At 45.4% G+C, this 26,223-nt stretch carries 24 protein-coding genes and 1 other RNA gene; 10 read left to right on the top strand and 15 right to left on the bottom strand.

What is annotated here, in order from left to right:
- Nucleotides 1–145: 145 nt before the first annotated feature.
- The 14 genes from KIH87_RS05760 to KIH87_RS05695 form a co-directional block, all read right to left on the bottom strand.
- On the bottom strand, nucleotides 146–2,761 hold the full coding sequence (locus tag KIH87_RS05760) for a hypothetical protein (RefSeq protein ID WP_232360585.1): 2,616 nt from the start codon (nucleotides 2,759–2,761) through the stop codon (nucleotides 146–148).
- A gap of 34 nt (nucleotides 2,762–2,795) precedes the next feature.
- Nucleotides 2,796–3,347 (bottom strand): hypothetical protein, encoded by a 552-nt coding sequence (locus tag KIH87_RS05755; RefSeq protein WP_232360584.1) that lies wholly within the window; start codon nucleotides 3,345–3,347, stop codon nucleotides 2,796–2,798.
- A 216-nt stretch (nucleotides 3,348–3,563) separates the two neighbouring features.
- Entirely contained in the window at nucleotides 3,564–4,079 is a 516-nt protein-coding gene (locus tag KIH87_RS05750) for a hypothetical protein (RefSeq protein ID WP_232360583.1), read from the bottom strand.
- A 23-nt stretch (nucleotides 4,080–4,102) separates the two neighbouring features.
- On the bottom strand, nucleotides 4,103–4,663 hold the full coding sequence (locus tag KIH87_RS05745) for a hypothetical protein (RefSeq protein WP_232360582.1): 561 nt from the start codon (nucleotides 4,661–4,663) through the stop codon (nucleotides 4,103–4,105).
- A 68-nt stretch (nucleotides 4,664–4,731) separates the two neighbouring features.
- Nucleotides 4,732–5,268 carry a hypothetical protein gene (locus KIH87_RS05740; RefSeq protein ID WP_232360581.1) on the bottom strand — a complete coding sequence of 179 codons (537 nt, stop codon included), beginning with the start codon at nucleotides 5,266–5,268 and terminating at the stop codon, nucleotides 4,732–4,734.
- A 213-nt stretch (nucleotides 5,269–5,481) separates the two neighbouring features.
- The gene (locus KIH87_RS05735) at nucleotides 5,482–6,000 is read right to left on the bottom strand and encodes a hypothetical protein (RefSeq protein WP_232360580.1); all 519 of its coding nucleotides are present in this window, start codon (nucleotides 5,998–6,000) and stop codon (nucleotides 5,482–5,484) included.
- A gap of 106 nt (nucleotides 6,001–6,106) precedes the next feature.
- Nucleotides 6,107–6,625, bottom strand: a complete 519-nt coding sequence (locus tag KIH87_RS05730) for a hypothetical protein (RefSeq protein WP_232360579.1) — start codon at nucleotides 6,623–6,625, stop codon at nucleotides 6,107–6,109.
- Nucleotides 6,626–6,871: 246 nt separating this feature from the next.
- Nucleotides 6,872–7,648, bottom strand: coding sequence for a fimbrial biogenesis chaperone (locus tag KIH87_RS05725; protein ID WP_232360578.1), 777 nt, complete (start codon nucleotides 7,646–7,648; stop codon nucleotides 6,872–6,874).
- A 353-nt stretch (nucleotides 7,649–8,001) separates the two neighbouring features.
- Nucleotides 8,002–8,331, bottom strand: coding sequence for a helix-turn-helix domain-containing protein (locus tag KIH87_RS05720; RefSeq protein ID WP_232360577.1), 330 nt, complete (start codon nucleotides 8,329–8,331; stop codon nucleotides 8,002–8,004).
- 565 nt (nucleotides 8,332–8,896) lie between these two features.
- On the bottom strand, nucleotides 8,897–9,121 hold the full coding sequence (locus tag KIH87_RS05715) for a hypothetical protein (protein WP_232360576.1): 225 nt from the start codon (nucleotides 9,119–9,121) through the stop codon (nucleotides 8,897–8,899).
- 75 nt (nucleotides 9,122–9,196) lie between these two features.
- Entirely contained in the window at nucleotides 9,197–10,420 is a 1,224-nt protein-coding gene (locus KIH87_RS05710) for an FAD-dependent oxidoreductase (protein ID WP_232360575.1), read from the bottom strand.
- A gap of 53 nt (nucleotides 10,421–10,473) precedes the next feature.
- Nucleotides 10,474–11,745, bottom strand: coding sequence for a 2-octaprenyl-6-methoxyphenyl hydroxylase (gene ubiH / locus KIH87_RS05705; RefSeq protein WP_232360574.1), 1,272 nt, complete (start codon nucleotides 11,743–11,745; stop codon nucleotides 10,474–10,476).
- A gap of 10 nt (nucleotides 11,746–11,755) precedes the next feature.
- The gene (pepP, locus tag KIH87_RS05700; RefSeq protein WP_232360573.1) at nucleotides 11,756–13,099 is read right to left on the bottom strand and encodes a Xaa-Pro aminopeptidase; all 1,344 of its coding nucleotides are present in this window, start codon (nucleotides 13,097–13,099) and stop codon (nucleotides 11,756–11,758) included.
- Between the two features lie 66 nt (nucleotides 13,100–13,165).
- Entirely contained in the window at nucleotides 13,166–13,732 is a 567-nt protein-coding gene (locus tag KIH87_RS05695; RefSeq protein WP_232360572.1) for a UPF0149 family protein, read from the bottom strand.
- A 402-nt stretch (nucleotides 13,733–14,134) separates the two neighbouring features.
- Here KIH87_RS05695 and ssrS point away from each other — a divergent pair.
- Nucleotides 14,135–14,316: non-coding RNA, 6S RNA (ssrS, locus tag KIH87_RS05690), on the top strand.
- 31 nt (nucleotides 14,317–14,347) lie between these two features.
- On the opposite strand, the gene KIH87_RS05685 is transcribed toward ssrS, so the two are convergent.
- A complete protein-coding gene (locus KIH87_RS05685) occupies nucleotides 14,348–15,037 on the bottom strand; it encodes a pirin family protein (RefSeq protein WP_232360571.1) in 690 nt (229 codons plus the stop codon).
- A gap of 480 nt (nucleotides 15,038–15,517) precedes the next feature.
- Between KIH87_RS05685 and KIH87_RS05680 the strand changes: the two genes are divergently transcribed.
- From KIH87_RS05680 to KIH87_RS05640, 9 genes are all read left to right on the top strand, one after another.
- A complete protein-coding gene (locus tag KIH87_RS05680) occupies nucleotides 15,518–16,009 on the top strand; it encodes a sorbitol dehydrogenase family protein (RefSeq protein WP_232360570.1) in 492 nt (163 codons plus the stop codon).
- A gap of 32 nt (nucleotides 16,010–16,041) precedes the next feature.
- A complete protein-coding gene (locus KIH87_RS05675) occupies nucleotides 16,042–17,874 on the top strand; it encodes a GMC family oxidoreductase (RefSeq protein ID WP_232360569.1) in 1,833 nt (610 codons plus the stop codon).
- Nucleotides 17,875–17,887: 13 nt separating this feature from the next.
- Entirely contained in the window at nucleotides 17,888–18,988 is a 1,101-nt protein-coding gene (locus KIH87_RS05670; RefSeq protein ID WP_232360568.1) for a ferritin-like domain-containing protein, read from the top strand.
- A 313-nt stretch (nucleotides 18,989–19,301) separates the two neighbouring features.
- On the top strand, nucleotides 19,302–20,198 hold the full coding sequence (locus KIH87_RS05665) for a ribokinase (RefSeq protein WP_232360567.1): 897 nt from the start codon (nucleotides 19,302–19,304) through the stop codon (nucleotides 20,196–20,198).
- A gap of 3 nt (nucleotides 20,199–20,201) precedes the next feature.
- Complete coding sequence (locus KIH87_RS05660; RefSeq protein ID WP_232360566.1) at nucleotides 20,202–21,155, top strand: nucleoside hydrolase; 954 nt, start codon at nucleotides 20,202–20,204, stop codon at nucleotides 21,153–21,155.
- Between the two features lie 200 nt (nucleotides 21,156–21,355).
- The gene (locus tag KIH87_RS05655) at nucleotides 21,356–21,976 is read left to right on the top strand and encodes a 5-formyltetrahydrofolate cyclo-ligase (RefSeq protein ID WP_232360565.1); all 621 of its coding nucleotides are present in this window, start codon (nucleotides 21,356–21,358) and stop codon (nucleotides 21,974–21,976) included.
- Between the two features lie 226 nt (nucleotides 21,977–22,202).
- A complete protein-coding gene (rpiA, locus tag KIH87_RS05650) occupies nucleotides 22,203–22,880 on the top strand; it encodes a ribose-5-phosphate isomerase RpiA (protein ID WP_232360564.1) in 678 nt (225 codons plus the stop codon).
- A 123-nt stretch (nucleotides 22,881–23,003) separates the two neighbouring features.
- Complete coding sequence (gene serA / locus KIH87_RS05645) at nucleotides 23,004–24,233, top strand: phosphoglycerate dehydrogenase (protein ID WP_232360563.1); 1,230 nt, start codon at nucleotides 23,004–23,006, stop codon at nucleotides 24,231–24,233.
- 338 nt (nucleotides 24,234–24,571) lie between these two features.
- The gene (locus tag KIH87_RS05640; protein WP_232360562.1) at nucleotides 24,572–26,209 is read left to right on the top strand and encodes a methyl-accepting chemotaxis protein; all 1,638 of its coding nucleotides are present in this window, start codon (nucleotides 24,572–24,574) and stop codon (nucleotides 26,207–26,209) included.
- Nucleotides 26,210–26,223: the final 14 nt, after the last annotated feature.

The raw sequence follows: 26,223 nt of genomic DNA, 5'->3' as shown, positions 1-26,223 counted from the left end.
CTTAACGGGATGTTGAGAAAGGCAAGATATGAGCAATCTCACGGCTTCACCTATACCGTCACACCGGAGGCGTAAGTCATCCGGGATCCATGATGCGGTGGTCGTTGGTGTGGCGGCATTTGTAAGCCCCGGTTCCAAGTTTAATTTACCTACCCTTCCTCTCTGGCAAGGACGTAAGCGCAATCACGTCAGCATAGAGAATATAATCCACCGCGTTCTGAGTATCAAAATGCCATTCACAGAGGGTGCAAGCCACCGACTTGTTTTGCATAAATTCGCTGTCCACCACCAATCGATAACGCCCTGCTTTAATTTTATCCAACACATAAAAGCCATCGGGTTCGGAGTAATAAGTTTTAATAAAAAGTGGGTCTGCCTCATTCAATTTGTATAAATGCAAAGGCACCTGTCCTACGCGGTCTTTCTGCTCGCCCGCTGCGTCGAACAATTGAATTTCGCCTTCCAGTTCGTAGTGCACCTGAAAAGGGATCGCGATATTCACCTTGCCGCCGGGATGCGACTCCAAACGAATATCGCTATAGGTAGGCATGATAAAAGGGTTTTCCAGCTCACTGTCATCCACCGTAAAAAGTTTAGGATTGTAGGCGTCCACACCATAGAGTTTGATCTTGTTTTCTGCTACTTGCTTACGGAAGGTTTTGTTGCGCTCTTTCAGTGACACTTGTGGTAGAAAATCCTCGTCGCTATCCCATTGAGCATTGCCGTTCAAGTCCAAAAAAGGCGTCATTTCCACTTCTGAGGTACGCAGCGCCGACACGCTCGACAAGCTGGAAAAGGGCGAGTGAGACAGCAAACCAAAGGAAATGCCCAACCCCACAGACCAACCCGATGTATCGTTATAACCCACACTGCCATTTAAACGAAACGCGTCGAAGCGATGAGACAATTTTAATGATGTATTGCGTGTATTCTGTGCGAGATCCCAACGAAAGGATAATCCGGCATTGATGCCGTGAAATCGTTTGCTGTAGCTTAAATCAAATGCGCGCTGTCCGAACGCGCCCAAGTCTCGACGAAAACTCACGTTCAGATTGCCAAAGTCGCCGTTTGCCGATCCCACAACAGAGAAGGATCGGTGCTGTGTTTTGTCCGAAACCTGCGCACCTTGCGCCAAAGTCCCGTCCTCGCCATTCGCTTGAGTGTCTTCCTGATTGACAAAACGTTCGTTATCGGTCTGTTGCCCTTGCAGTGACAAAGACCATTGCTGGGTTTTATAACCCAATTCCAAGGTTTGAAACAAGGACTGATTGTCCGACAATATGGATTTTGACGCTGACCAATTCAGGTTCACATCTTGCCATTGAAAGCCCCAATTAACGCTATGACTTTGACTCAGATTGTCGTCGTTTTGGAGCTTGTTACTGGAAAAGGTCACATTGTGCTTACCGAACAAAAAATCCAGTTGTGTGCCCACATTCACATGGTATAACCAAGTATCGGCATAGCCCAGCTTCACGTCAGCGTGCCACCCCCACAAGTCGCGGTCACCCGCCGTGCCATACACCAAAGATTGACCAAAAGGATTATCTTTGTACTCTACACCGAGTGTCACAAGCCGCTCCGCCGACAAAGCGTAACGCACATCTGCCGCCATCAATCGTCCACTCCTATTCCCTCCCACTTCTTCAAACAGTGCTTGGCTGCTGTCCAGATAAATTAGCCCCGGCGACCATTCCCCCGCCGTTAAACCATGTTCACCCGGGCTTTGCACCCACTCTTCGGTCACATCCCCTTCTGGCGAGGTGATCCTTATCTTGTACTGGGTACTCTGCTCCTTAAAATCCACATTTTTGAACTCGTAAAAGCCCGCCTCACCTAACGCGATAAAATCCACCAACAAGTCATCTTTATACAATTCCACCTCACTAAAAGGCTGGGTGTAACCCGACAAGTCCATACTGTCACGTTGTCCGACATTTTGTCGCTCCCCCAAACTAAAACCCAACCCACGACTGGGCAAGTTGAACAAGCTTTGCCGTCCACTTTGAATATCCCCCATTTGGTAATGCAAGCGATCACCCCCCCAGGGGATTTTACGCGACATTTTCGCCCGGCCTCGCAGCGCATCCCCTTTGTTCCAATTGAGCTGGGCTTCGGTTTGGTGATACAACAAGTCGAACACACTTTGAACATAGGTGCCTAAACGATGCTGATTATTTTGCCAACGGTCATTGGCTGAAATATCCAGTACAGGGGGGGTACCCAAATAATAGTGATCGGGCACCTCCAGGCTGGCAGATTTTTTCTCTTTAAGCTTGGCGAGCATTTCTTTGCGGGCGGCTAACTTGATGGCCTTGGTTTTGGGATGGCGACCTTCGGTGAGTATGGCAAAGATTTGACGATGTTCATCGAAGCGATAACGTACTTCAAGGGCGTCCAGCAGGTGAATATTAATGTAGCAGTCGCCCTCCTGAATAAAATAGTCGTACTTTTCAGCCTCTAAAGGAACAGATACTGCGCCATCCCAGAACAGTCCGTTTAACTCGCCACTTGATGCGCCTTCTGCAACATCACACACAAATTCGCTGACAAACTGCTCGTTAAAAGTGTCCAACAGCAGATAAAACTGTTCGTAGTCCCGCGTGGCTAAATCCAGCTCGACACCCGTTTTACGGTTATCGAGCTGAAAGTCGGCAAACACAAAATCCGTTTCAACCTCCTCTTCCTCGGCCTGTGTAATAACAGGCCAAAACAGAAAGTGACCAATCAGAAAGAAACTAATCCAAAAGAGACGAGACATTCCTTAACAACTCTTTCAGCCCTAAGATAATGCGCTATTGGTACGCGGCGGTGACTTCATAGGTGAAATCAAGCACGCCATCAATAACTAGAGATTTGTCGTAGAGTTCGACTTTTGAAAAAATATTACGATACAAGATGCCCTCCGTGCTCGGAAATGCAGTGCTGTAGGTAAATGACGTTAGCGTGGTTAAATTTGTGTGAGCGAGTGAAAAACGTATCCCGGCTTTGTCTTGAATGGGCGCACTATACGTTATATTAATTGTTGCATTTGGCACCCCTGTAAATTGGATAATTGATGTTTCACCCGTAAGCTGAGGGCACAGGCTGTTCACGTTGTTCACTGGATTACCATCAAAAGCAATGTCGTTGGGTTTATTATTGGCTCCACAACGGGCATCGTTCGGCGTTGCATCATTTACCGCAATAATGGGATAACTAGTAGGTCGGGTTTCAGCAAGAGTCAGTAAGTTCTGCCCCACCGATGAAGCCACTTCGACATCCACATTGTAGGTTTCTGACTGCGCCTGCACAGTAACCAATCCCAACAAAGTAAGCATAAAATTGGCGATTCTATGTTTCATCATGCATTCCTGTTTGTTTAGTGGTTTTGTGTGAATGCCCTTATATGAGTTCGTGTGAGAGCGTTTAAGTAGATAGGTGAAAGCCTCAGCGAGTGCCAGAAGCGTCGCAGGGGTATAAAATTGTGTGTTGTTCCGTCACTGAAAATGACGGCGCACACTTCCGCCTACGGCGCTTCGCTTTACTGCACTCTGCTCAGCCAAGCCCTACTAAATCAAACCTTACTGAGCCACAATCCTGACTTCGTAGTTAAAAGTTAAGACGCCACTGGTAACTAAAGACTTATCGATCAGAGATATGAAGCCTTCTGTTCTAAGGTCTTGAATACCCTGACTACCCAAATTGTAATCTTGTTCAATCTGTGTGGCGGCATACCTAAATCCACCCTGCTCCTGAATAGCCGCCCCCCTGTATACTCGCACAAGGGCGTCCGCATTACCGCGCACTCTAACAATGGAAGCTTTACCTGCACTGTTGGGGCATAGACTGTTTTTTTCATTAGCCGTTAATCCATCCACCCCCTTTTGATTTGTGCCTGTATCGCATGTCGCCCCAATTTGGGTAAAATGATTAACGGCGAGATTAGGGAAATACATGGCTTGAGTTTCAGTGAGTGTGACATCATTATTTATTGATGACACCATATTCACTTCCACTGTGTATTGGGTCGCAAAGGCATACACAGGACAAATCAGCAGAATGTGCAAGAGTGCACGAAACGTGTTTTTAATATTCATTGTTGACTCCAATTTCGGGCGCATTATTGATAAATAGCGGAAAAGTCGTAGGTAAAGCTTAACGCTGCTGTCGTGGCTAAGCTTTTGTCCACCAAGGCAACAGTGCCAGAAAGATTGGTTTTATACATGCCTGAGCTGGGAACGACTGTATCATATTCATACCCAGTCCCCGAAAAACGGACACCCGACTGCGTTTGCACCGGCATCACGATTGATATTCGAATAAGAGCATTGGGCGTGCCAGTGATCTCAAAAGAGGCTGGCGTTCCTGATCTATTTGGGCATAGACTGTTACGTGTCGTTGCTGCAGTGCCATCAAACCCTTTACTATTTCCATTAGGATGTGAGATATCAATGGAATGACAATCCGCCCCTTCCAACGTATCAGACAACACACTAATAGTCGGAAAGGTCATGGCCTGGGTTTGCGTGACCACAACAGGCACTTCGTCTAGTGACGCGCTGACGGTCACATCCACAGAGTACTGTTCTGCCAAGGCTTTATTGGTGATAAAAGCCAAGGTCAGGGTTAAAGCCAATGCCAATCGCACAGGCCAACTTTGTGTGTATTTTTTGCTTTTCATATTGATTCCTGTTTAGCTATTGCTTGCTGCTATTAGCTGCTTCTACTCATAGCCGCTATTCACAACCGCTACTGATAGCTCAGCAGCAGGGTATAGGTAAAGGGCAAGCTACCGTCCCGGACGGCGTGTTTATCGACCAGGGTCAGGTGCCCTTGCACATAAGCATCCGCCTTACCGTTTTTATCCAGGGTTAAATGCTGGGGCGAAACCGCGGAGCGAAAGGCAAAACCTTGCTGCGGTGCATCCTGCCATTCGGACTGAACAAACACTTGGGCGCTGGCATTGCCGCGTATTGTTAATTTAGCGCTATTACCTTTTGCGTTAGCGCACAAACTGTCTTGCGGATTTTTACCGTCGTTTGCGACGCACACGCTGCCGTCTTTTGATGCCTCATTAATGGTGATTTTGGGAAAGCGCATGGGGCGAGATAGGTGCATTTCTAGCGGGATATTTTCCGTCTGCCCCTCGCTTTCGCTCTCATTTTCACTTCCCGTTTCATTGCTATTATTGCCACCGTTATTGCCAAAGACCGCAAAGGGAAGGCTTAGAAACAAGCCTGCCAGCAAAACAGCCAATACAACAGAACGTAATTTACCCAATATCATCGCACTCCCCCCTTTCTTTCCGCTGACGCTTTAATCACTGTTTTTGGCTATTATTCCAGGCTATCAGTCAGAGCTATGTCACCTAAGCATCGTTTACGCGGACTCGCCAAAACGCCATCCATGGAGGCTCCGCAACCGCTCCCTGCGGCTGAAGGCTGCTTAAAACGAAACAAAGGTGAACGGTCATGACGATCCTTTGGCTAGCATTGCGCTTTATTGGTAAGCCACTGTTTCATCAAAAGAGAAAGTAATAAGACCGCTGACAACTGCTGATTTATCAACCAGCGTTACTTTTCCCCATACATTATCTACGTAAGTGCCATCAGTATTGGAAAGAACGACGGTGGTGCCACTTGTACTGTTAAGCGCATCAAATCGAAATCCGTTTTTTATCTCGGCTGACGATGTTGTAGATATTGAAACTGACGCATTCTTGGTGCCTGAAATTGTCAACTGAGACTCCGGTACTGCTATATTTGGACAAAGGCTAGTCGCTGTCGTCTTCCCGCCATTTTCATAGCTACGATTAGATGCATAGCAAAAGGTGCCTTCTGTGGAAGCTTCGTCAATGGTGATCACAGGGAAGCTCATAGCCTGAGTTTGCACAATAGTTAATGGCTGTGTATTCAACACATTGTTGATTTCAACTTCCACGTCAAAGGTATCGGCCTGGCTAATACTAGAAAAAAGCAGGGCTAGGGTGGTAAAAAAGATTTTGTTCACGTTGTTCATTGTTCTGTTCTCTACAGTATGTATTTCTTCAGCTCCCAACTGCTAAAAGGAGCAAGGAGGAAAAATAGCCTAGTTATCAAGCTATGTTTTAGGATTAAAGGCGTTCTTATTGATACGCGGCGCTCACGTCATAAGTAAAGGTTAACAAGCCATCAGAAACCGCAGCCTTGTCTACCATAGTGATGGTTCCTTGCATCGAAACATTTGTCGTTCCATCTGTTCCGGACAAAGTGCGCGTAAAAGCAGAGTTATAGTTAGTAGTAAAACGCATACCATTGGTTGTTTGTGCAGTTGACCCTTGAGTAACTGAAATCACCGCATTAGGCACTCCTGTAAAAGTAACTTGAGATTCCGAACCATTTAATCCGGGACACAGACTATTGGCGTTAGTCGCCGTTCTGTTATCAAACCCGGTTCCATTGCTAGATGAAGAATGGCAATCAGCGCCCACTACTGTAGCTTCGTCCACTTTCACTTGCGGAAAGCTCATAGCGGCGGTTTGCACCAACGATAGCGGAGTTTCCCCCAGTGTCACATCCACATCCACATCGACAGTAAAGGTGTCAGCCATCGCTGCGGAGCTCATTAAGGTTAAAGCGCCGAGTAAAGTAACGGATTTTTTCATTTTTGCTCTCCAATTGATTTTATTTATGTCTGTGTTTATGTTTTTCAGGCCGTTGTTTTTATTATTGATGCCTGGTTTGGTTTCTCGTTTTACTGCTTTTTTACTTACTGCTTTCTCACTGCTCTTTTTTGCTTTGCGATAACATAAATGTCTTTTGTTATGTTCTTTTATTATGCTTATCGCGAAGCGTTAAGTGCCCATGCATAGCGAGCCATCGCCTGCATCAACACTTAAACGGGGTGTGGGCTACAAGGTCAGTACCCGTTGCACCACAATCTCGTTATCTTGTTTGGGATCTTCCAACATAAAGGTCAGGGACTGCCCCTTGAAGTCGGCAATATTTAATTCCGTTTTAAGCATGCGGCGCGATAGCTCTGGATAAATGCTGACTTGGTTAGCTCGGTAGATTTCTTCGCTGTTTTTGTCGGTGACAACAATATTGCCGCTCACTGAACCTTCCCCTGTGCGTGTCATGACCAAATCCAATTTTCCTTCGTCCGTCACCACAGGTTCACCAAATTGCAACTCACCGCCTTCTTGTCCTTGCACTACAAACACAGGGATCACGTATTTCAGGTTGGGGCGAATAAAAATGCCGCTCACTTGTTTAACAGGCTCTTGGTTGAGCGCTTCCACCACTAAATGAGAGCGGTATTCCCCGGCTTTGGGGCTTTCCTTTTTAATAATGCGCACCTTCTGGAAAGTGTGAGGTTTAACGTCGCGGGAAATACGCGGCCCTATGCGCAAGTAAGGCTTCGCGGATTTGGCATACGATTCGACCTCAATCAAACTGCCTTCTTCGTTCATTTCCATTTCAATGAGCGATACTTTAAAACTTTGTAAAACATCGGAATCGTTATAAATACGAATCTCATCTCTGCTGGTGGTTTCATCTAACACAACCCGTGTTTTATCCAGTTTAAAATTGGCCGCATTTGCTTTGGGTACTGCGACCAAAATAAGCGACGTTGCCACCAGCAATAGCAGCCATTGTTTTAAAGAAAAAAGTGTTAATAAACGCATAGTCAATCCGTATAAGTTAGTGCTTTAGCCAAACCCGATGTATGAAAATACATAAAAGGTATATTTAAAAATACCAGAGCCATTTAACGGCAAACTTTTTATCCGGTAAAGCGTTTTACCTTGCGCATCACGCAATTTACTTGCATGCCACGCAAGATAATTTAAATACATCGTCTTTTAGCTCGAATCTTTGTTCAATTTAAGGACGGCGGGAATTAAAAAGTTGAAAGAGAGATTAAAAGAAAAAACAAAACACAAACCAATAAGGTAATTATAACAACCAAATGCCTTATTTTTTTAGGGGGAGGGAATAAAAAGCCTGTTTAAATAATCTGAACTCAGGTTAAATAAAATTAATCAGGCTGTATGGAGAGTTTTTCGATTAGCTGATACAAATCGCTTTTTATGTCTTGGGGAAGCTTCTTCAAGGCGTCGTGGTTTTCTCCGACATATTTGTGCAACACCGGAGTGCCTCGTCCCAGAAGTAGCCAATCAACAGATACATCCAGGTATTCACATAAGGCAATCAGGTGGCTTATTTTAATGTTTCCTCCCGCTAACCACCGCGAAATAGTACTTTCTTCTACGCCAACCGCGCTGGCTAATACGAGCTGTTTTAAGTTCTGCTGGTTTTGCAGCAAGTGCCTTAAACGAGCCCCCCAATGAGGTTCATTGTTCAACATGTCATTCATCACTCCACATGGCTACAAGTACGTCTTTTAGTTAAGATCTACCCAACATTTTGAAAATGGAGAGTGAATCCAAGCCAATACAAACAGCTTTACGGTATGTTATTTTACCTTAATAGTATTAACTTTGTTAGATGAAATATTATTGCCACAATCAACATTAAATTAGCTTCATCGTATCATTTATTTCTTTTTGAGACTTATTTTAGGCACTTTCTTAAATCGCTCGACCATACTTTATACAGAATGATTTAATGGGTGATACAAAAACAGCACATGCTTTTTTCTGCCACTCGGAAGGGAGGTTAACCATTGGACGGTTGGCGTTTTTCCATGAATATTGAGTTCAACATCAGAGGTTAAATTGCGCCGGTATTCGTTGAAGAAGCTTCCGGGTTTACTAAAGTCCGTTAAAAACCGGCGGATGAGTATAGCTTTTCTCATAAAGCAGCAGGCTTTATAGACTGTTAGCAAAGTCTTGCGGTTTGTGTATTTATCCGCCGAGTTAATAGGTGCATCAACTCACAACGTGGGCTTTCACATCCCAGCGCACTTGCCACTACCACATCATGGATCCCGGCTCGGAGGCCGGGATGACCAAGTCGTTTAAAACTATGCTGTTCAGAAAGTCATGGCGTACTTGATACGCCATCCAGAATGCTTGGTAGCAAATCAATTGTTTATCTAAAACAGTACGATTGATATATTCGATATCAGCTGATGTTTCTCTGGATCCCGGCTCGTAGGCCGGGATGACAAGCATTCCATGATAAATCATTTGCATTTACATGCCAGACCACTCGCCAAGCTGAACTTGATTCAGCTTCTCGCTAAAAACCCTTATATGGATAAGTCAGGCTTACAACTTCGCCATCTCTGGCAGCTCTCCATTAATTCCCATCGCCCGTTGAATAATCAAATGCTTGGCTACAGGCAGCTGATTGGTCAGGCTCATACCGACTCCACGAATAAGTTTCAGCATCGGATTAGAACCCGCAAACAACTGCTTGAACGCTTCCATCGTCGCAACCATTTGACTGGCTTCAGCTTTGCGCCAGCGTTCAAAAGCACGTAGATGTTTAACCGCACCGATGTCCTTATTTTCTTGCTTCAACGAAATCAGCGTCTCCGCCAATGCTGCCGCGTCAAGAATCCCCAGGTTCGCTCCCTGACCCGCCAAAGGATGGATGGTATGCGCCGCATCACCAATAACAGCAACACCTTCACTGATCCACTGACGCGCATATTGCATACGTAGTGGAAAAGCTTGCCTCTCGCTTTGTAATTCACAAACTCCCAACTGCAAATCAAAGGCAACAGCTAATCGCTGATTAAATTCGGCTTCATCGAGTACCAATAACTCATTGGCTGTGTCGGTGTCTTGAGACCAGACAATAGAGCACAAATACTCGTTCCATAGCGGCAGAAAAGCCAAAGGCCCTGTTGGTGTGAATACCTGCCTGGCAACTTGCCCATGAGGTAATTCCGTTTTAATGGTGGCAACAATCGCCTTTTGTTCATAGTCCCAAAACGCAGCAGGAAATCCCGCTTGCTGCCTTACTCGGGACTGAGCACCATCAGCTCCCACTAGCAATCTAGCTGTAAGTAACTGCTCACTTTCAAGTTGAATAACGTTAGTATTGCCTCCCATTTGCAGAGTTTTCACCGAGCAAGGGGCGATTAAAGCAATATCTTCACACTGTTGAGCCTTGTGCCACAGCGCAGCACGAATACGATCATTTTCAATGATATGGCCTAGATAAGGTTGCTGAACCTGATGATGTGAAAACTGGATCTGCGCAAAGCTGTCTTGCTCTCGCACATCCATCTCGGTATAAGAGCACACTCGCGTCTTCACAAGTTCATCCCATACCTGACAATGACGAAAAACCTGCTCGGTCGCCAGGCTTATGGCGCTCACTCGCAGTGCGGGTTCAGGAGAATCTTCATTACATTGTTGCCATTCAGAAGCTGGCTCGGAAGTGTCTAATACCGCAATGGAAAAACCATGACCCGACAAGCTCACAGCCAGGGTCAAACCGATCATTCCGCCACCAATAATTGCGATATCGTATGACTGCATGTTGTTTTCTTCTCCTGAATGCTATCCGTATTTTTTATCTAAATTGGCTAAAGCTATCGTCGTCCCATTGCTCTTTGAGCAAAGGCGCTCTTAACGATAGGAGCCAACTGCATCGACAGTAAACCAAGATTTCTCGCCATCACCAAAGGTAACGCACGATTGGAAAACAGGTTCACCAAGCCATGCGTGGCACCAATGGTGGTATCTGCATCCTGCTGTCGTAAACGTCTAAATTCAGACAGAATCTGATAGCTGCCAATATCCACTTTTTCTTGTTGCGATTGAGCAGACTTAATTGCTTTAAGCAGGCACAACACCATGTCTTGAACATCACGCAAACCGAGATTAAAGCCTTGACCTGCAATAGGGTGTAAGGTTTGTGCAGCATTGCCCAACAAGGCCGTTCGATGCAGGTAGAGACTCTCAGCTTTCACCAATCTTAGAGGATAAACAACACGTTCCCCAACCTTGGTAATCGCCCCCAAGCGATAACCAAAGGCGTTTTGCAGACGGCGACAAAACTCGCTATCGTCCACATTGAGCAAGGTTTGATAATCATCTTTAGGCAACGTCCAGACAACTGAACAACGGTTATCTGTCATGGGTAAAAAGGCTAAAGGCCCGTTTTCAGTAAAACGTTCAAAGGCTTGTTGCTGGTGAGGCTTGTCTGTTTGTACGTTGGTGATCAACGCAACTTGTTGATAATCATGAACTTCGGCCGGCACGCTCAATAATTCACGTGTGCCGGATTCTCCACCGTCTGTCACTAATAATAACTTGGCCTTAAGCTGTTTTCCTGAATCTGTAACAATGTGAACGTAATCACTATGGTTTTTGATTTCAGCAACCGAATCGGGGCAATACCAATCTAGCGAGTTTTGCTCGTGAGCATTACCAGACAAAGCCTGATGCAGAATGCGCCCAAACTCATGAAGCTCTATAACCCGTCCTAATTCTGGAACCTTCAATGACTTGGCATCTAAATCACATTGCCCAAGGAAGCCCTGATCCGACACATGAATATACCGAATGGCTTCAGTGACATAGTTGATTTGCGAGCCCACAATTTGAGAGCTTAGCCCCAACTGAGAAAGGAAATCCAAAGACTGACGTGCCAAAGCAATAGCTCTACCGTCAAAGCCAGGGTGAGGCAGATTTGAATCGTAAGCTTTGGCTTCGATAATGGCGACACGTAATTTTGGGGTTTGTTCTTTATTGATAAGACGAGCAATCGCCAACGCCATGCAACAACCGACCGTGCCACCACCGACAATCACGACATCATAATCAAAGCTTTGATTTTCACTACTAAGCGTATTGCTCATCACTAAAACACTAACGTTGCGCCATCAGCGCTTCTATATCTGCAATGGTTTTAGGTACAGCGGCGGTCAGAACCACATTCCCCTGTTCCGTGATCAGGATATTGTCTTCAATACGAATACCAATACCTTTCCATTTGTCTTCAACATCGGCGTCGTGATCAATATAAATACCAGGTTCAACCGTTAGCACCATTCCCGGTTGCAAAGGACGATCTTCACCGTTGATTTTGTACATACCCACATCATGCACATTCAACCCAAGCCAATGCCCCAAGCCGTGCATAAAGAACGCTCGCCAGGTCATGTTTTTCACATTGTCTTCCAGCGAGCCAGACAAAATACCTAACTCAATCAAACCCGTGCAAATGATCTCAACCGCTTTATCTGTCGCTTGCTTGAATGTGCCACCCGGAACCAATATTTCCATCGCTTGCAGCTGAGACTGCAATACCAGATTGTAAAGCGTCGCCTGTTCCTCGGTGAATTTACCATTGGCCGGGAAAGTACGTGTGATATCAGCAGCGTAACCTTGATAATTAGCGCCCGCGTCAATCAAGACCAAATCACCATCCTTTAACGCAGAATGGTTGTTGGTGTAATGCAAAATACAAGCGTTAACACCAGAGCCCACAATAGTGTTGTAAGCCGGCGTTCGAGCACCAGACATGACAAATTCATGCAGAATTTCGCCTTCCAGTTGATATTCATAAACACCGGGTTTTGCATACAACATAGCGCGTTTATGAGCTTCGCAGGAAATGTCCGCCGCCTTTTGCATTACCTGAATTTCAGCAGCCGATTTAATCAAGCGCATTTCATGTAAAACAGGGGCGAGATCAACGATACAGGAAGGCGCACTTTTACTCTGTTTTGGCGCACTGCGTAGCACTTGCAATGCACTAAATATCAAAGCTTCATCGTCACCATTTGAGCCTAAAAGAAAATAAACCTGAGCATGATTATTTAACAATTCAGGAAGGGCTTCTTCCAAATCGTCAATTTCCATAGCTTCATCAACCAGCAAAGCGTCGCAAGCTTGCTCGACACCAAGGCGAAGGCCATGCCAGATTTCCATCGCTTTATCTTTAGGCTGGCAAAACAAGACTGAATGATGGTTTTGCGAAGAAGATGGATCTGAGCCATCTGCATTTAAGGCAAAATTACTCATATACAGCCAGGCATTCGGCTCATTAAAACCTGTCAGATAATAAAAATCGCTGTCTTGAGAAAAGGGAAATTCAGTATCATTACCTCTGGATTGATTCACTCCAGATGCTACCAATACAGCGCTGCCTTGAGGCAACTGCGCCATTAAACGCTGTCTACGTTGTAGATATTCAGATTGTGGGATCATTATCTTGCTTTTGTGGTTAAACGAATAATCAGAATGGTCAGGTTAACCTAAAATCAGCACTCATACTTAGTGCAATGTACGACTGGGGCCTTTTGGCTTATCGCTGCTGCCCAACTCGCTATAACATAGCAATGCTGAAATTCGAACGTACTCCATCACTTCATACAGAGCTTGTTCCGACTCATCGGTTTCGGGCATATCCGCATCCATCTGAATGATGTCGGAAAAGTCTTTTAAGGCTTCTTTCACATCTTCAGAACAAGACAACAATTCCTGTTTCTGCACACCGAAACCAAGCAGGAAGCCTTGAACCCAGGCAATTACCGCTTGCCCGCGCTCTTCAATAGGCGCTTCTTCATCAGGCAAACACATCACCATAGAAAAGTCTTCGCTACGTAACTGCAGTAACAATTGACTCAACATAGCTTCTACAGCTTCGTTAATTTCTCCAGGAAGCGGTTCGCCAGCATTAATGTAGTCGCATAGTGCTTCTTGCCATTGAGTGTTGTCAGGATCCATTCCCCCCGACAACATACCACATAAAATGCCATGAACTTCTGCAGCGTCACTAAGTACATTGTGTCTGTGCAATAGCGCAGACACTGCTTCATAATTTACTTCGCTATTTTTCAATTCAGTATCTCAATTCAATTTAACCTTGAACTAACTGTGGATATCCTAACACTTAGTCAAAGCCTTGCCCAACCAATAATAGAAGTCGTTTTCCCGGTTATAGCCTTATGTGTTGATAAATTGTTCCAACTCAAAGCCTGACAATACAGAACCGCAATAAAGACGAAGAATTAACCAGATAAATCATTAGCTTATTGGCTTAATCGACTTCTTCTATCGTTTGTTTGCTTGAAATATAGCTAAATCGAATGTTAGTTCAACAGCATAGTTTCAATTGTTGAGTTATACTTACCCTAATTCGAGCTTATCTGTTTTTAGAAAACTTGAATTAAAGAAAGTGGCACTCCATATAGGTGATATTGAACTTATATTAGTTTGTAGTGTTACTTTGCTAACGTTTTTTGTCTCCTGAGGTGCGCGCGAGCCTGGCTACGTCCCGAGCCGATGCTAACATCTAAGGAACTTGATTCGACTGCTTTTGAGCAAGCTCGGCTTGTACCGAGAAGCCTACGGTAGCGATGATAGGTCCGCCCTGAACTCACGGTTCTAGGGTTTTGCCCGGCAGCGACATTTTCGGGAGACATCCCTCACATTTATTCAACACCCAATGTAAACTCACACTTCAAACAGCAAAAACTCAACCGCTTGTTCCGGCTGCACAGAAAGCGCGCTCTCATCGCTAATTTTCACGCCATCGCCCGCTTGCATGTTTAATTTATCATTCAATACCAATGAGCCTTTTGTGACATGAATATAGGCGTTCAGTGTTCGCTCTAATGTGAACTGCCAATCTTCACCTGCGTTGAGGTTCACTCGATGTAGCCATGCTTGTTGTTTTATTTGCAAACTGCCTTCTGCACCATCGGGAGAAAAGATCAGCTGCTCTGCCTGGTTTTGAGCGAAATGCTTCTGTTGATATCCAGGCTGAGTGTTTTGGACATTGGGTTTCACCCATATTTGCAGGAATTTTAATTCCTCCTGCTTCGATGCATTGTACTCACTGTGGCTAATGCCACTACCCGCTGACATCAACTGAAATTCACCTTCCGGCACAATAAACTCATTGCCTTGAGAATCCTTGTGTGCGATTTGCCCTTTTGTGACATAGCTCAGAATTTCCATGTTCTGATGCGGGTGTGTGCCAAAGCCAGCTCCGGGCGCGACGGTGTCGTCGTTAATAACAAGCAGTTGCCCATGCCCCATATGCTCTGGATCATAATATCGCCCAAATGAGAAACTATGAGCACTCTGTAACCAGCCAAAATCAGCTTTTCCTCGTTCGTTCGCAGCTCTTAATTGCAACATTGTTTTTACCTGCCAAATCTATAATCGAATGCCTCAAGTCTATTACTCACCTAAACGAATGAAAATCAGCAAATTATGCACATAACATTCTATTTAATAGAAAATAGGATATCCCTATTTGTTCACAAAAACATCAAAGGAAAATTCGCCTTACACATCACGCCAAAAATAAAGCCAAAATATTTTACTTACCTTAATGGTAAGGTTGCATTTTTCTGCTAGGCTTCTTGGGTTGGCTTAAATGAGCATAAGATATAACTAATGTACACAGCATTGAGTATTCATATATTTTTCGTGTGCTTCTTTTATTCGTGTGCATCCACTTTCATCTTTGTTCTATCTCTGTTGGTATGCATTCTCGACAGTGAATAACAGCTAATAACTTTCGCCAAGCGAAACGGGAACATCATGGAGTTCGCCAGCAATTGTGCGATTGATGACTGCCCGGAACTTGTTACCCAACAACCAAGGAATTGTTTTATGCAGCTTAATGATTTTTATCGAATCTCTGCAGTCCTGACCGGTTACGACGAAGTCAAACTAATCGGAACCGGTGTAGGACAAAGCTACTTCGATGTGCTCACCGGTATCATTCCAGAATCCATTATCACCGCCCTCAATACCACCTTTACCTCACTTCCCGGCAGTTGCCCAGACACGCTGAACACACTAGTCCGACAGGAAATTATGGCAAATGAGGCCTTAGGGCCAGTCGCCAGAAACATTATCAAGATGTGGTACTGTTCAACCTGGTTTCCCATGCCCGACAACTGGGTCAGCAAATATGCTGTGCCAACCCAAACACCAGGCCAATATCAGGATGTTGAATTTATTATTTCCGACGACGCCTACATCCAGGGTTTAGCTTGGGATGCCGTGCATTCTCACCCTATGGGCGCCAAACAGCCTGGTTTTGCCACCTGGTCGTTTAAACCTGAAGACATCACGCACAGCCCCCGTACCCATCGCTAATCCTACGCGACAAAAAATTTAGAGGATGAAACATGAGCAATTGTGAACATTTTGACGTCGTCATCGTCGGTGGTGGTATTTCTGGCGGAGTCATGGCGCAAAAGCTGGTCGAACAGCATCAGGCAGCCAATAATGGCAAAGAATTAAAAATATTAATTCTGGAAGCAGGGACTGACACAGGGAAAACCTTTGCGGGTTACAACAAATACATGAGCACGTTTTTTACGGCTCTGGCAAAAATTCCCAACTCTCCTTTTCCGCAAAACCCCAATGCACCTCAACCGCTGGTAACAGACCTGGCGCCGATTAAAAACAACCAACCACTTACCAGTGGCTACTTTGTGCAAAGAGGCCCACTCCCTTTCGGCAGCACCTATACAAGAGCCCTGGGCGGTACAACATTGCACTGGTTAGGCACCTGCTTACGCATGTTGCCAGAAGATTTTCATATCAAAACCGAGTTTGGCCACGGTTTAGATTGGCCTATCAGCTACGATGAACTGGAGCCTTACTACCAAAAAGCCGAAATGGTAATTGGTGTTTCCGGTAATGCTGATGAACAGAACTACCACAACATCGACAACCCGGCCGTGCATATTCCTTTTGAGAAGGGTTATGACTATCCAATGGAGAAAATCCCTCAGTCGTATTTCGACAACGTATTAGCCGACGGCTTACAAGGTATGAAAGTTGAAATGGGGGGCAAGGTCTACCCTATTGATGTGGTTAGCACTCCTCAAGGCAGAAACGGCATGCCACGCAATGGATTCGAGCCGGAAGGCGCAGTAGGTAACCCGGATGTCGGTCAACGCTGTGAAGGTAACTCAAACTGCGTGCCTATTTGCCCGGTTCAAGCCAAATACAACGCCCTTAAAACACTGGTGAAAGCTGAGAAATCCGGCTGGGTGGAAATTCGCTCACAAAGCGTTGCCTATAAGCTGGATGTTTGCCCAAGCAGCAACAAAATCAGCAAGGTGCATTACAAACACTATGAAACCACTGAGTCACCTGATCACACCTTGCATGAAGTGAGCGGCGATATCGTCGTACTGGCAAGCCATGCCGTGGAAAACGCCAAGTTGATGTTAGCATCGAATGTGGGTAACTCCAGCGATATGGTTGGTCGTAACCTGATGGATCACCCCACCATGCTCACCTGGGGCTTGATGCCAGAAAATATTGGTGCTTTTAGAGGCCCAGGTTCAACTTCCGGCATTCCTTCGTTACGTGGCGGTGAATTCCGTAAAGATCACGCCGCTTTCCGTATTGAAATTGGTAACTGGGGTTGGAACTGGCCAACAGGCGCACCTATTGCGTCGGTTCCTAATCTGGTTGACGAAGGCAATATGTTCGGTACGCAACTACGTGACCATATGGGCAGCATGTTCCCACGCATGTTCCGCTTTGGCTTTTTGGTTGAACAGCTTCCCAACGTTAACAACCGCGTGACCATTGACCCTAACTATCGTGATCAGCTTGGTAACTATCGTCCTGTCATTGATTACAACGTTACCGACTACACTCGTGCGGGGATGGCTGAAGCCAAGCGCGTCTCGGATCAAATATTCCAGCGCATGGGCATTGAGCAGTTCACCGAGTACAACGATTCTCAGCCGGGCTATCTGACCTTTGAAGGTGAAGGCTACACTTACAATGGCGCGGGCCACTTGGTAGGAACTCACATTATGGGTGACGACCCTCGCACGTCAGTTGTGAATAAAGACCAACGAAGCTGGGATCACCCGAATTTATATCTGGTTGGCTGCGGCAACATGCCAACAATCTCCACATCCAACCCAACGCTCACCATGACAGCGCTGACCATTTGGGCAGCGGAAAATGTCTACAAGGCACTAAACGGGTAACGGAGGACTTTTCATGCTACAAGAATTTAAACTATTTGATGAATATCTGGAAACCTGCCATCGCGACGGCGGTATTCACACATTAGAACAACTGCACCACGATTTGCATATTGCGACACAGTTGGAGTTTTCAACGTTACCGCCATACCTGTGTGCTTTATACACCATTAGCGACACGACCAACCCGAGTGCTTACTACACTATTCGTAGTGTTGTGATGGAAGAGATGTTCCATTTGGCGAATGCAGCGAATGTGTTAATTGCGGTTGGCGGCAAGCCAAAGCTGAATTGCTCGCAATTCGTTCCCACTTACCCAACCAAACTACCCAATGGGGAAAAATGGTTTGATGTTGAGTTACTCCCGTTTTCACAAGCAGCACTCGGCATTTTCAAAAATATCGAGATACCCGGAGATATGGTTCCTGAACCCGTTAAAACCATCGGTAAGTTCTATGAAAGGATCCAGCACGGTTTAAATCATCTCTATGAAAAAATGGGCGATGCCTTATTCCCAGCCGATACCGCACCGCAAGTCACTGCCAATTATTATTACGGCGGAGGCGGTGAAATTACGCCGGTTACTGATTTGGCATCGGCACAATTTGCGATTAACGCCATTATTGCTCAAGGGGAAGGTAAACCCGTCGGCGATTGGGATCCCACCAAGCCGTTTCCATTAGAGGAAACCACAGGCATTTTGGATGGTGATCATGAGCTATTTAACCAGCATCGTGAAATTGCTCACTACTTCCGCTTCGATGAGTTGGCACAAGGCAAGCGTTATGTGTGTGGTGATTCGCCGCAAAGTGGCCCAACAGGCCCGGCTATCAATATTAACTGGCAAGATGTGTACAACATGCATCCCAACCCAACTGCGGCCTTATACGAAAATATTCCTGAATTGAAGCAGCTCAACAGGGAATTCAACCTGATTTTCAGCCGTCTGCTTGACGAATTAAACACCGCGTTTAATGGCGAACCCGATAAGTTGCTGCAAGCCGTTGGTACTATGTACAAGCTGAAATACGCTGCACAGGAAATGTTTAGAAACCCGATACCGGGCTCTCCTGAAGGCTATTACGCTGGCCCAACCTGGGAATATATTGCGGAATAACCCTCTCGCCAATATTCCAACATGAAACAGGTCAAGGACGACCTTTCTCTCTTCATGTATTCTCCGTTTAATTTAGCAGATTCAAAAAAGCCCCCGCCGGTTGCCAATTTTCTCTCTAAAAACCTAAAACCTGACCAATCGGTCAAATATTTTTAATTTTTTTCACATTACAATATTTTCTTTATTTTCAAATGATTAAAATATTTTTCTGCAAATTTTATCGCCTGAAAAACCACAAATTCAATGATTCTGATTAGTAGGATTGAAAAAATTGCATTAAAGTAGCAGCCATTGTTAACAAACTGATAACGCCATGACGGTTATAAATTTAGGTTCAATCAATATTGATCACGTATATCAAGTACCGCATTTTGTTAATCCCGGTGAAACTCTGGCTTCCACCAGCTACATAAAAGTATTGGGAGGCAAAGGTGCCAACCAGTCTATTGCTTTGGCGCACGCTGGCGCTCAAGTAAAACATGTGGGGCTGGTTAACGAAGAAGATTGCAGTATCAAGCAGCACCTGATCCGCAAAAACATCGACTGCAAGTACCTGAAAATGAGTGAAGAACCAACAGGTCATGCCATCATTCAGGTCAACGAATCGGGTGAAAACGCCATCGTACTGTTTGCCGGTGCCAACCACGACGTTACACCACAATTAACACGACAAGCCTTTGCTGATACAGAACAAGGCGACTGGATGCTTACCCAAAACGAAACCAATTGCATTGGGGAAAGCATGGAAGAAGCCAAACGTAACGGCCTGAAAATCGCCTTCAACCCCGCCCCCATGAATGCAAGCGTTTTGCAGTTACCGCTGCATTTGGTGGATCTGTTCATCGTTAACGAGATTGAAGCGGCTGGCATTGCAGGAACAGAATCCATGCCGGATATTGAAGCCTTTTTCTCCGAGAAATTTCCTGATGCAGAAGTCATCATTACGCTCGGTAAGCAAGGCGCTGTAATGCTGACTAAATCAGGCAAAATTACAGTTCCCGCTTTCGAAGTGGAAGCCGTCGATACCACAGCGGCTGGCGACACTTTTATTGGCTTCTTTTTGTCTTCCTACATTAAGAATACTGATCCAGAACAAGCTTTAATTAACGCCTGTGCCGCCTCTGCGATAGCAGTAACACGTCCCGGAGCCGCGCAATCGATCCCCGATCAAGAAGAAGTTCAGGCGTTTTTAAAACAACAGAAGCAATAGCCTATGACGGAAAAAATTATTATTGATACCGATCCGGGTATCGACGATGCAATGGCGATATTTTTCGCATTTCAGGCTCCAGAAATTGAGGTGCTTGGACTCACAACCATTTTTGGTAACGTGCATGTCGACATGGCAACCCGTAATGCCCTGACATTGTGCGACATCGCAGGTAAAAATATCCCTGTAGCCAAAGGCATGGCAATGCCTTGGGTGGGTAAAGAATCAGAATACGCTCACTTTGTCCATGGTGATAACGGCTTCGGAAATGTCGATATTCCCATGTCGAGTCGCGAAGCCGATCCTCGCCCAGCCGCACAGTTCATTATTGATACGGCAAAACAATATCCCGGTGAAGTCACGCTGGTTGCAGTGGGCCCGTTGGGTAACCTGGCGTTAGCTTTACGCCTGGAGCCAGAACTACCGAAACTGCTCAAACGCGTTGTCATTATGGGCGGTGCAGCGTTAGTGCCGGGTAATGTGTCACCGGTCGCAGAAGCCAATATCTGGAACGACCCTTATGCCGCAGCCATTGTATTCAATGCCGGATGGCCTTTGACCATGATTGGTCTGGATGTCACCTATGCAGTGGATTACGACCAAAGCTATCTGTCTGGTTTAAAAGAGGTTAATCCTAAACTGGGCGGCATAATTGAATCAATAGCACAGTTTTACGTGAAGTTTTACTCGGAAACTTACCAGATTGCCGACAAACCCATTTGCTATTTCCACGATGCAATGGCGATTGCGCAAGTTGTCGATCCAAGCCTGTTTGAATATACCGACGGGCATATCAAAGTTTCAACCGACCCAATGTGTTACGGGCAAACATCTTTTGCAGCGGCAAACTCCCCCAACAAGAACCCACTATGGGGGCAAGAACCTGTGGTATCCGTTGCCATGAAAGTCGATGAGTCCCGTATCAGAAAAATGTTTATGGATTACTACGCAAAGTAGTGATTTCATTTTATTAATATTGACCATAAAGCAAAAACGCTTGTCTTTATGGTCAATTATCTCATTTCAAAGGTTTCTTCTTGCTCGCCCCCTAAACCAAGCTGAATATAGGCGACCTTGAGTGTGTTGATTTTTTGCATCAACTCACGCCATACTGATGTGCATTACCTGTTTAATTTTCTGTTCAACTTATTAGTCGAATGAACACCATTATCTCTGGGCGCATTGTGAGTCAGGATCTTCGTCAGCAACTACGAAAAGCATATAGAGCCAAACGTCAGGCGTTAAGTCAGGAACAGCAGCAGCAGGCAGCTATACAACTGTTAAAAAGTGCCCAATCGTATGACTTGTTAGACAAATTCGACAAAATTGCCCTGTACCTCCCCAATGATGGCGAAATTAGTCCCTCTGAGATTTTGCAATACGCATGGCAACAGAAAACCCTGGTGTACTTGCCCGTACTGCACCCTTTCAACAAAGGCACATTGCTTTTTGTGGAATATCACTCCGATAGTGAAATGCGTCCAAACCGCTTTGACATTATGGAGCCGGTGCTGGAATGCCATCGTATCTGCCCGGTCGAAGAGTTGGACGCAATATTTACGCCACTGGTTGCCTTCGATAAAAAAGGCAACCGCATGGGCATGGGTGGCGGATTCTATGATCGCACACTGGCCTGCCTGACAAGAATGCCAGAATCAGAACGACCTGAAATTATTGGCGTTGCCCATGATTGTCAGGAGTGCCCAGCGATTCCCATTGCGAATTGGGACATTCCACTTAAGTCTATTCTGACCCCAACTCGATTAATTCAAGGATAGTGTTTCCGCCTTTAAATTCTTACGCCATTCATCACTCCCGAATATCGCCCTGCTGATGAAGATCAGCCTCTCTGGTCAAACAGCTCCGGCCTTAACAAAATGACGATAACATAAGCACTATTCGGCTAGATTATTCCGGGTATTTAATACTGATGCATAGGCGGAATTCCCCGATTCGGTTATACTCCGGTTTTCTTTCCGCAATCGTTTTAGCAACGGCATCACAATGACTCAAGACGACAAGAAACGCGCAGCCGCGCAAGCCGCGATTAAGTACGTGCAACCAGGCAGTATTATCGGGGTTGGTACAGGTTCTACTGTTAACTATTTCATCGAAGCACTGGGCGACTTAAAGAACAACATTGAAGGTGCCGTATCCAGTTCTGATGCCAGCACTGAAAGGCTAAAAGCCTTGGGAATTGAAGTGTTCGACCTGAACAGTGTCGGTTCTTTCGATATTTATGTGGATGGCGCTGACGAAATTACCGAGCACATGCACATGATTAAAGGTGGTGGTGCCGCTCTCACCAGAGAAAAAATCGTTGCCGCCGTCGCCAGAAAATTCGTCTGCATTGTCGACGACAGCAAACAAGTTCCCATTTTAGGTGACTTTCCACTGCCTGTTGAAGTTATCCCAATGGCACGCTCATATGTTGCCCGAGAATTGGTGAAACTGGGTGGAGATCCTGTCTACCGTCAAGGCGTTATCACAGACAATGGCAACGTGATTCTGGATGTTCATAACCTGAAAATATTGAATCCACCCGAACTGGAAACCGCCATCAATCAAATCACCGGCGTTGTCACCAATGGCATTTTTGCCAAACGTGCAGCCGACGTGGCGATTATAGGAACCGAATCAGGGATCCAGATAATAGATCCAGCGGCTGAATTAAATTCATAAATTCAGTTGTCGATAGATTGCACTATTTCATGTATCTGATAAAGTGCATGTTAATTTAGATGTCTGGACGTCTAAATTTAAAAACAAACTCGTTTATCGTTAATCTAGTACGCAGGTAAGCCCATGAGCAAAATTTCATTGCCCAAGGACAAAATTAAAATCTTGTTGTTGGAAGGTGTACACCAAAGTGCGCTGGAAACCTTTAAAGCAAATGGTTACAGCAATATTGAGTATCTCAAGACCTCACTTGGTGAAGAAGAACTATTAAAGATTATCCCGGATGTACATTTTATCGGTATTCGATCCCGTACTCACTTGACTGAGAAGGTTTTAGAAGCGGGTAAGAAACTGGTGGGCATCGGGTGTTTCTGTATTGGAACCAATCAGGTTGATTTAAAAGCCGCTCAGTTACGAGGCATTCCCGTATTCAACGCGCCATTTTCAAATACTCGTTCAGTAGCCGAGTTAGTGCTGGGTGAAATCATCCTGTTATTACGTGGTATTCCAGAGAAAAACGCCGACTCGCACGCTGGCGGCTGGATGAAAACAGCAACCGGTTCCTACGAAGCCCGTGGCAAAACCTTGGGTATTATTGGCTATGGTCATATCGGTACTCAGCTCAGTATTTTGGCTGAACATCTGGGTATGCACGTAAAATTTTACGATATCGAAGACAAACTGGTATTGGGTAATGCAACCCAGGTAAAGAGCCTGACCGAGTTGCTCAAAACCTCAGACGTTATCTCGCTGCATGTACCAGAAACCCCGCAAACCAAAAATATGATTGGCGCGGCTGAATTGGCGGTAATGAAGCATGGTGCAATTTTGATCAATGCCTCCAGAGGCACAGTTGTTGATATTGATGCCCTTGCAGAAGCCCTGTCCAGCAAAAAACTGAACGGCGCGGCGATTGATGTATTCCCGGTTGAACCGAAATCCAATAATGAAGAATTTGTTTCTCCGCTACGTGAATTCAACAACGTGATCCTTACGCCTCACGTGGGTGGAAGCACTCAGGAAGCGCAAGAAAACATTGGTAAAGAAGTCGCCAGCAAGCTGGCGAAGTACAGCGACAATGGGTCAACCGTTACAGCAGTTAACTTCCCGGAAGTATCACTTCCAGAACATTCAGGTTGTTCCAGAGTATTGCATATTCATAAAAATACTCCGGGGATCCTTAATGAAATCAACCAGTTGTTCGCGAAAAACAGCATTAACATTGCTGCTCAGTACCTACAAACCAATGAAAACATCGGTTATGTGGTTATTGATGTAGAAACCGCTCAAGTCGATATCGCGCACGAAAGTTTGCAAGATATCGAAGGCACGATTAAGGTTCGCAAGCTGTTTTAAACCAGCCGAAAGAATGCAAATCCTGCAAAAAATGACGCCCTGAAAAACAGGGCGTCATTTTGTTATTTCCAGCCAACAGAATAAATTCTCCACTACAGTGTACAGTTTCCGGTTTTCTTAACTCATTTCACAATAATTTCTAATCATATCAATTTGTTCAATCATTCACCTTTTGGTATAAATTTAAAGCAAAATAGAGAAATCAGACTATCCTAGATAAAGAACAATGCTTGTTTGATTCTCAAGAGTTGCAATAAAAAGTCAGTACACAACTCAATTTCTTTTCGCATCGCAGTCAACCAGAATTAGTTATGCTCGACGTTTAAGCAGGAGGGGTAATGCGAGGTTTCTTTCAACAGCTGAAAATAAATCATCGGATATGGATTATTGTTTTAATAGCAGTAGCGGGCTTTATCGTTAATTCAGCTATTGAACTGTTCGACTCCAAACAACAAATGCTCACCGACCGAAAAATCGCACTGCGCAATGCGGTAGAAGTCGCTCATAGCGTTATTAATCACTACTACCAACAAGCTAAAAATGCCGAGCTAAACACAGAAAGTGCCCAGAAGAACGCCATAGCCACGGTTAAAGATCTCCGTTTTGAAGGAAAAGAATACTTCTTCGTACAAACGGGCTCCGTCATGATCATGCACCCCTTTGTTCCCGCCATGAATGGCAAAGACGTTGCCGATTTAAAAGACAAGAATGGCAAGCTATTCGTGCTGGAAATGGTCAACAACGTCCAAAAAGACGGGGAAGGATTTGTAGAATACAGTTGGCCTCATGGCGGCTCTGATGTTCCCGTTCCCAAAATCACCTATGTAAAAGGCTTCCCGGAATGGAACTGGATTGTAGGCTCAGGTGTCTACATTGACGATATCGACGAAGCTTTTTATTCCATGATGTTGTCTAAAATGGGTCGACTCATCCCCGGTGTTATCTTTCTGCTCCTGCTGTCTGGAATGCTGGCAAAATCCATTCAAGCCCGCTTGATCATGACGCAAGAAGCCATGGCCAATATCGCAGAAGGCGAAGGCGACCTGACTCAACGACTGGATGAACGAGGAGCCGACGAAATATCGGACGTCGCCAGAGAATTCAACAAATTCTGCGCCCGCATTCAAACCATGGTCAAGCAGATGAACTCAACCAGTCAGGAATTGCTTCATTCCGTTAAAACCATGAGCCAGGCAATTGAAACGGCTAATGCTGGCCTTCGCCAACAACAAATTGAAACCAATCAGGTAGCCATTGCCGTGAACGAAATGTCGTCCACAGTTCATGAAGTCTCTCGCAATGCCAGCCATACCGCAGAATCGGCATTAAAAGCCGATGAACAGGCACAGCAGACCAAGTCGGTCGTCGATGACAATATGACCGCCATTGGTTCACTTGCAGACAGCGTCAGCAGTGCCTTTGTCGTTATCGACCAATTGCAGGAAGAAAGTAAAAGCGTTGCAGGTATTTTGGATGTGATTAAAGGCATTACTGAACAAACCAACCTGCTCGCACTAAACGCCGCAATAGAAGCCGCCCGAGCGGGAGAACAAGGCAGAGGCTTTGCGGTAGTTGCCGACGAAGTCAGAACGTTGGCAAATCGAACCAAGGAATCCACCAGCGAAATTCAGAACGTCATTATTAACCTGCAAAACAAAGCGGAAAGCGCAGTGAAAGCCATTGCGGGCGGGAAATCCCAAGCAGAACAAGGCGTGTCGCACGCCACCAAAGTCAACGACTCGTTAGGAGACATCACACAATCCATTAGCGTGATCAGTGATATGAACACCCAAATCGCCACCGCCGCCGAAGAACAAGCAGTGGTCACGGAAGAGATTAACAAAAACATTACTCGCATTTCGTCCATCGCCGATGAATCCATGAATAGCGCCAAAAATGCAGAAGCCAGCGCTGAAAAGGTCTATGCGCTGATTGATGAATTGGACGGGCTGGTTAAACAATTTAAGGTGGATTAACAAAACGTTAATAT

It is taken from the genome of Paraneptunicella aestuarii (genome assembly GCF_019900845.1).
Classification (GTDB): domain Bacteria; phylum Pseudomonadota; class Gammaproteobacteria; order Enterobacterales; family Alteromonadaceae; genus Paraneptunicella; species Paraneptunicella aestuarii.
Note: the sequence above shows the minus strand (reverse complement) of the source record. Positions and strands in the feature narration are given on the sequence as shown.

What these genes read in the sequence shown, in the direction of transcription:
- KIH87_RS05760 (WP_232360585.1), bottom strand. Translation starts at nt 2,761, where the DNA reads ATGTCTCGTCTCTTTTGGATTAGTTTCTTTCTGATTGGTCACTTTCTG.
- KIH87_RS05755 (WP_232360584.1), bottom strand. Translation starts at nt 3,347, where the DNA reads ATGATGAAACATAGAATCGCCAATTTTATGCTTACTTTGTTGGGATTG.
- KIH87_RS05750 (WP_232360583.1), bottom strand. Translation starts at nt 4,079, where the DNA reads ATGAATATTAAAAACACGTTTCGTGCACTCTTGCACATTCTGCTGATT.
- KIH87_RS05745 (WP_232360582.1), bottom strand. Translation starts at nt 4,663, where the DNA reads ATGAAAAGCAAAAAATACACACAAAGTTGGCCTGTGCGATTGGCATTG.
- KIH87_RS05740 (WP_232360581.1), bottom strand. Translation starts at nt 5,268, where the DNA reads ATGATATTGGGTAAATTACGTTCTGTTGTATTGGCTGTTTTGCTGGCA.
- KIH87_RS05735 (WP_232360580.1), bottom strand. Translation starts at nt 6,000, where the DNA reads ATGAACAACGTGAACAAAATCTTTTTTACCACCCTAGCCCTGCTTTTT.
- KIH87_RS05730 (WP_232360579.1), bottom strand. Translation starts at nt 6,625, where the DNA reads ATGAAAAAATCCGTTACTTTACTCGGCGCTTTAACCTTAATGAGCTCC.
- KIH87_RS05725 (WP_232360578.1), bottom strand. Translation starts at nt 7,648, where the DNA reads ATGCGTTTATTAACACTTTTTTCTTTAAAACAATGGCTGCTATTGCTG.
- KIH87_RS05720 (WP_232360577.1), bottom strand. Translation starts at nt 8,331, where the DNA reads ATGTTGAACAATGAACCTCATTGGGGGGCTCGTTTAAGGCACTTGCTG.
- KIH87_RS05715 (WP_232360576.1), bottom strand. Translation starts at nt 9,121, where the DNA reads ATGCAAATGATTTATCATGGAATGCTTGTCATCCCGGCCTACGAGCCG.
- KIH87_RS05710 (WP_232360575.1), bottom strand. Translation starts at nt 10,420, where the DNA reads ATGCAGTCATACGATATCGCAATTATTGGTGGCGGAATGATCGGTTTG.
- ubiH (WP_232360574.1), bottom strand. Translation starts at nt 11,745, where the DNA reads ATGAGCAATACGCTTAGTAGTGAAAATCAAAGCTTTGATTATGATGTC.
- pepP (WP_232360573.1), bottom strand. Translation starts at nt 13,099, where the DNA reads ATGATCCCACAATCTGAATATCTACAACGTAGACAGCGTTTAATGGCG.
- KIH87_RS05685 (WP_232360571.1), bottom strand. Translation starts at nt 15,037, where the DNA reads ATGTTGCAATTAAGAGCTGCGAACGAACGAGGAAAAGCTGATTTTGGC.
- KIH87_RS05680 (WP_232360570.1), top strand. Translation starts at nt 15,518, where the DNA reads ATGCAGCTTAATGATTTTTATCGAATCTCTGCAGTCCTGACCGGTTAC.
- KIH87_RS05675 (WP_232360569.1), top strand. Translation starts at nt 16,042, where the DNA reads ATGAGCAATTGTGAACATTTTGACGTCGTCATCGTCGGTGGTGGTATT.
- KIH87_RS05670 (WP_232360568.1), top strand. Translation starts at nt 17,888, where the DNA reads ATGCTACAAGAATTTAAACTATTTGATGAATATCTGGAAACCTGCCAT.
- KIH87_RS05665 (WP_232360567.1), top strand. Translation starts at nt 19,302, where the DNA reads ATGACGGTTATAAATTTAGGTTCAATCAATATTGATCACGTATATCAA.
- KIH87_RS05660 (WP_232360566.1), top strand. Translation starts at nt 20,202, where the DNA reads ATGACGGAAAAAATTATTATTGATACCGATCCGGGTATCGACGATGCA.
- KIH87_RS05655 (WP_232360565.1), top strand. Translation starts at nt 21,356, where the DNA reads ATGAACACCATTATCTCTGGGCGCATTGTGAGTCAGGATCTTCGTCAG.
- rpiA (WP_232360564.1), top strand. Translation starts at nt 22,203, where the DNA reads ATGACTCAAGACGACAAGAAACGCGCAGCCGCGCAAGCCGCGATTAAG.
- serA (WP_232360563.1), top strand. Translation starts at nt 23,004, where the DNA reads ATGAGCAAAATTTCATTGCCCAAGGACAAAATTAAAATCTTGTTGTTG.
- KIH87_RS05640 (WP_232360562.1), top strand. Translation starts at nt 24,572, where the DNA reads ATGCGAGGTTTCTTTCAACAGCTGAAAATAAATCATCGGATATGGATT.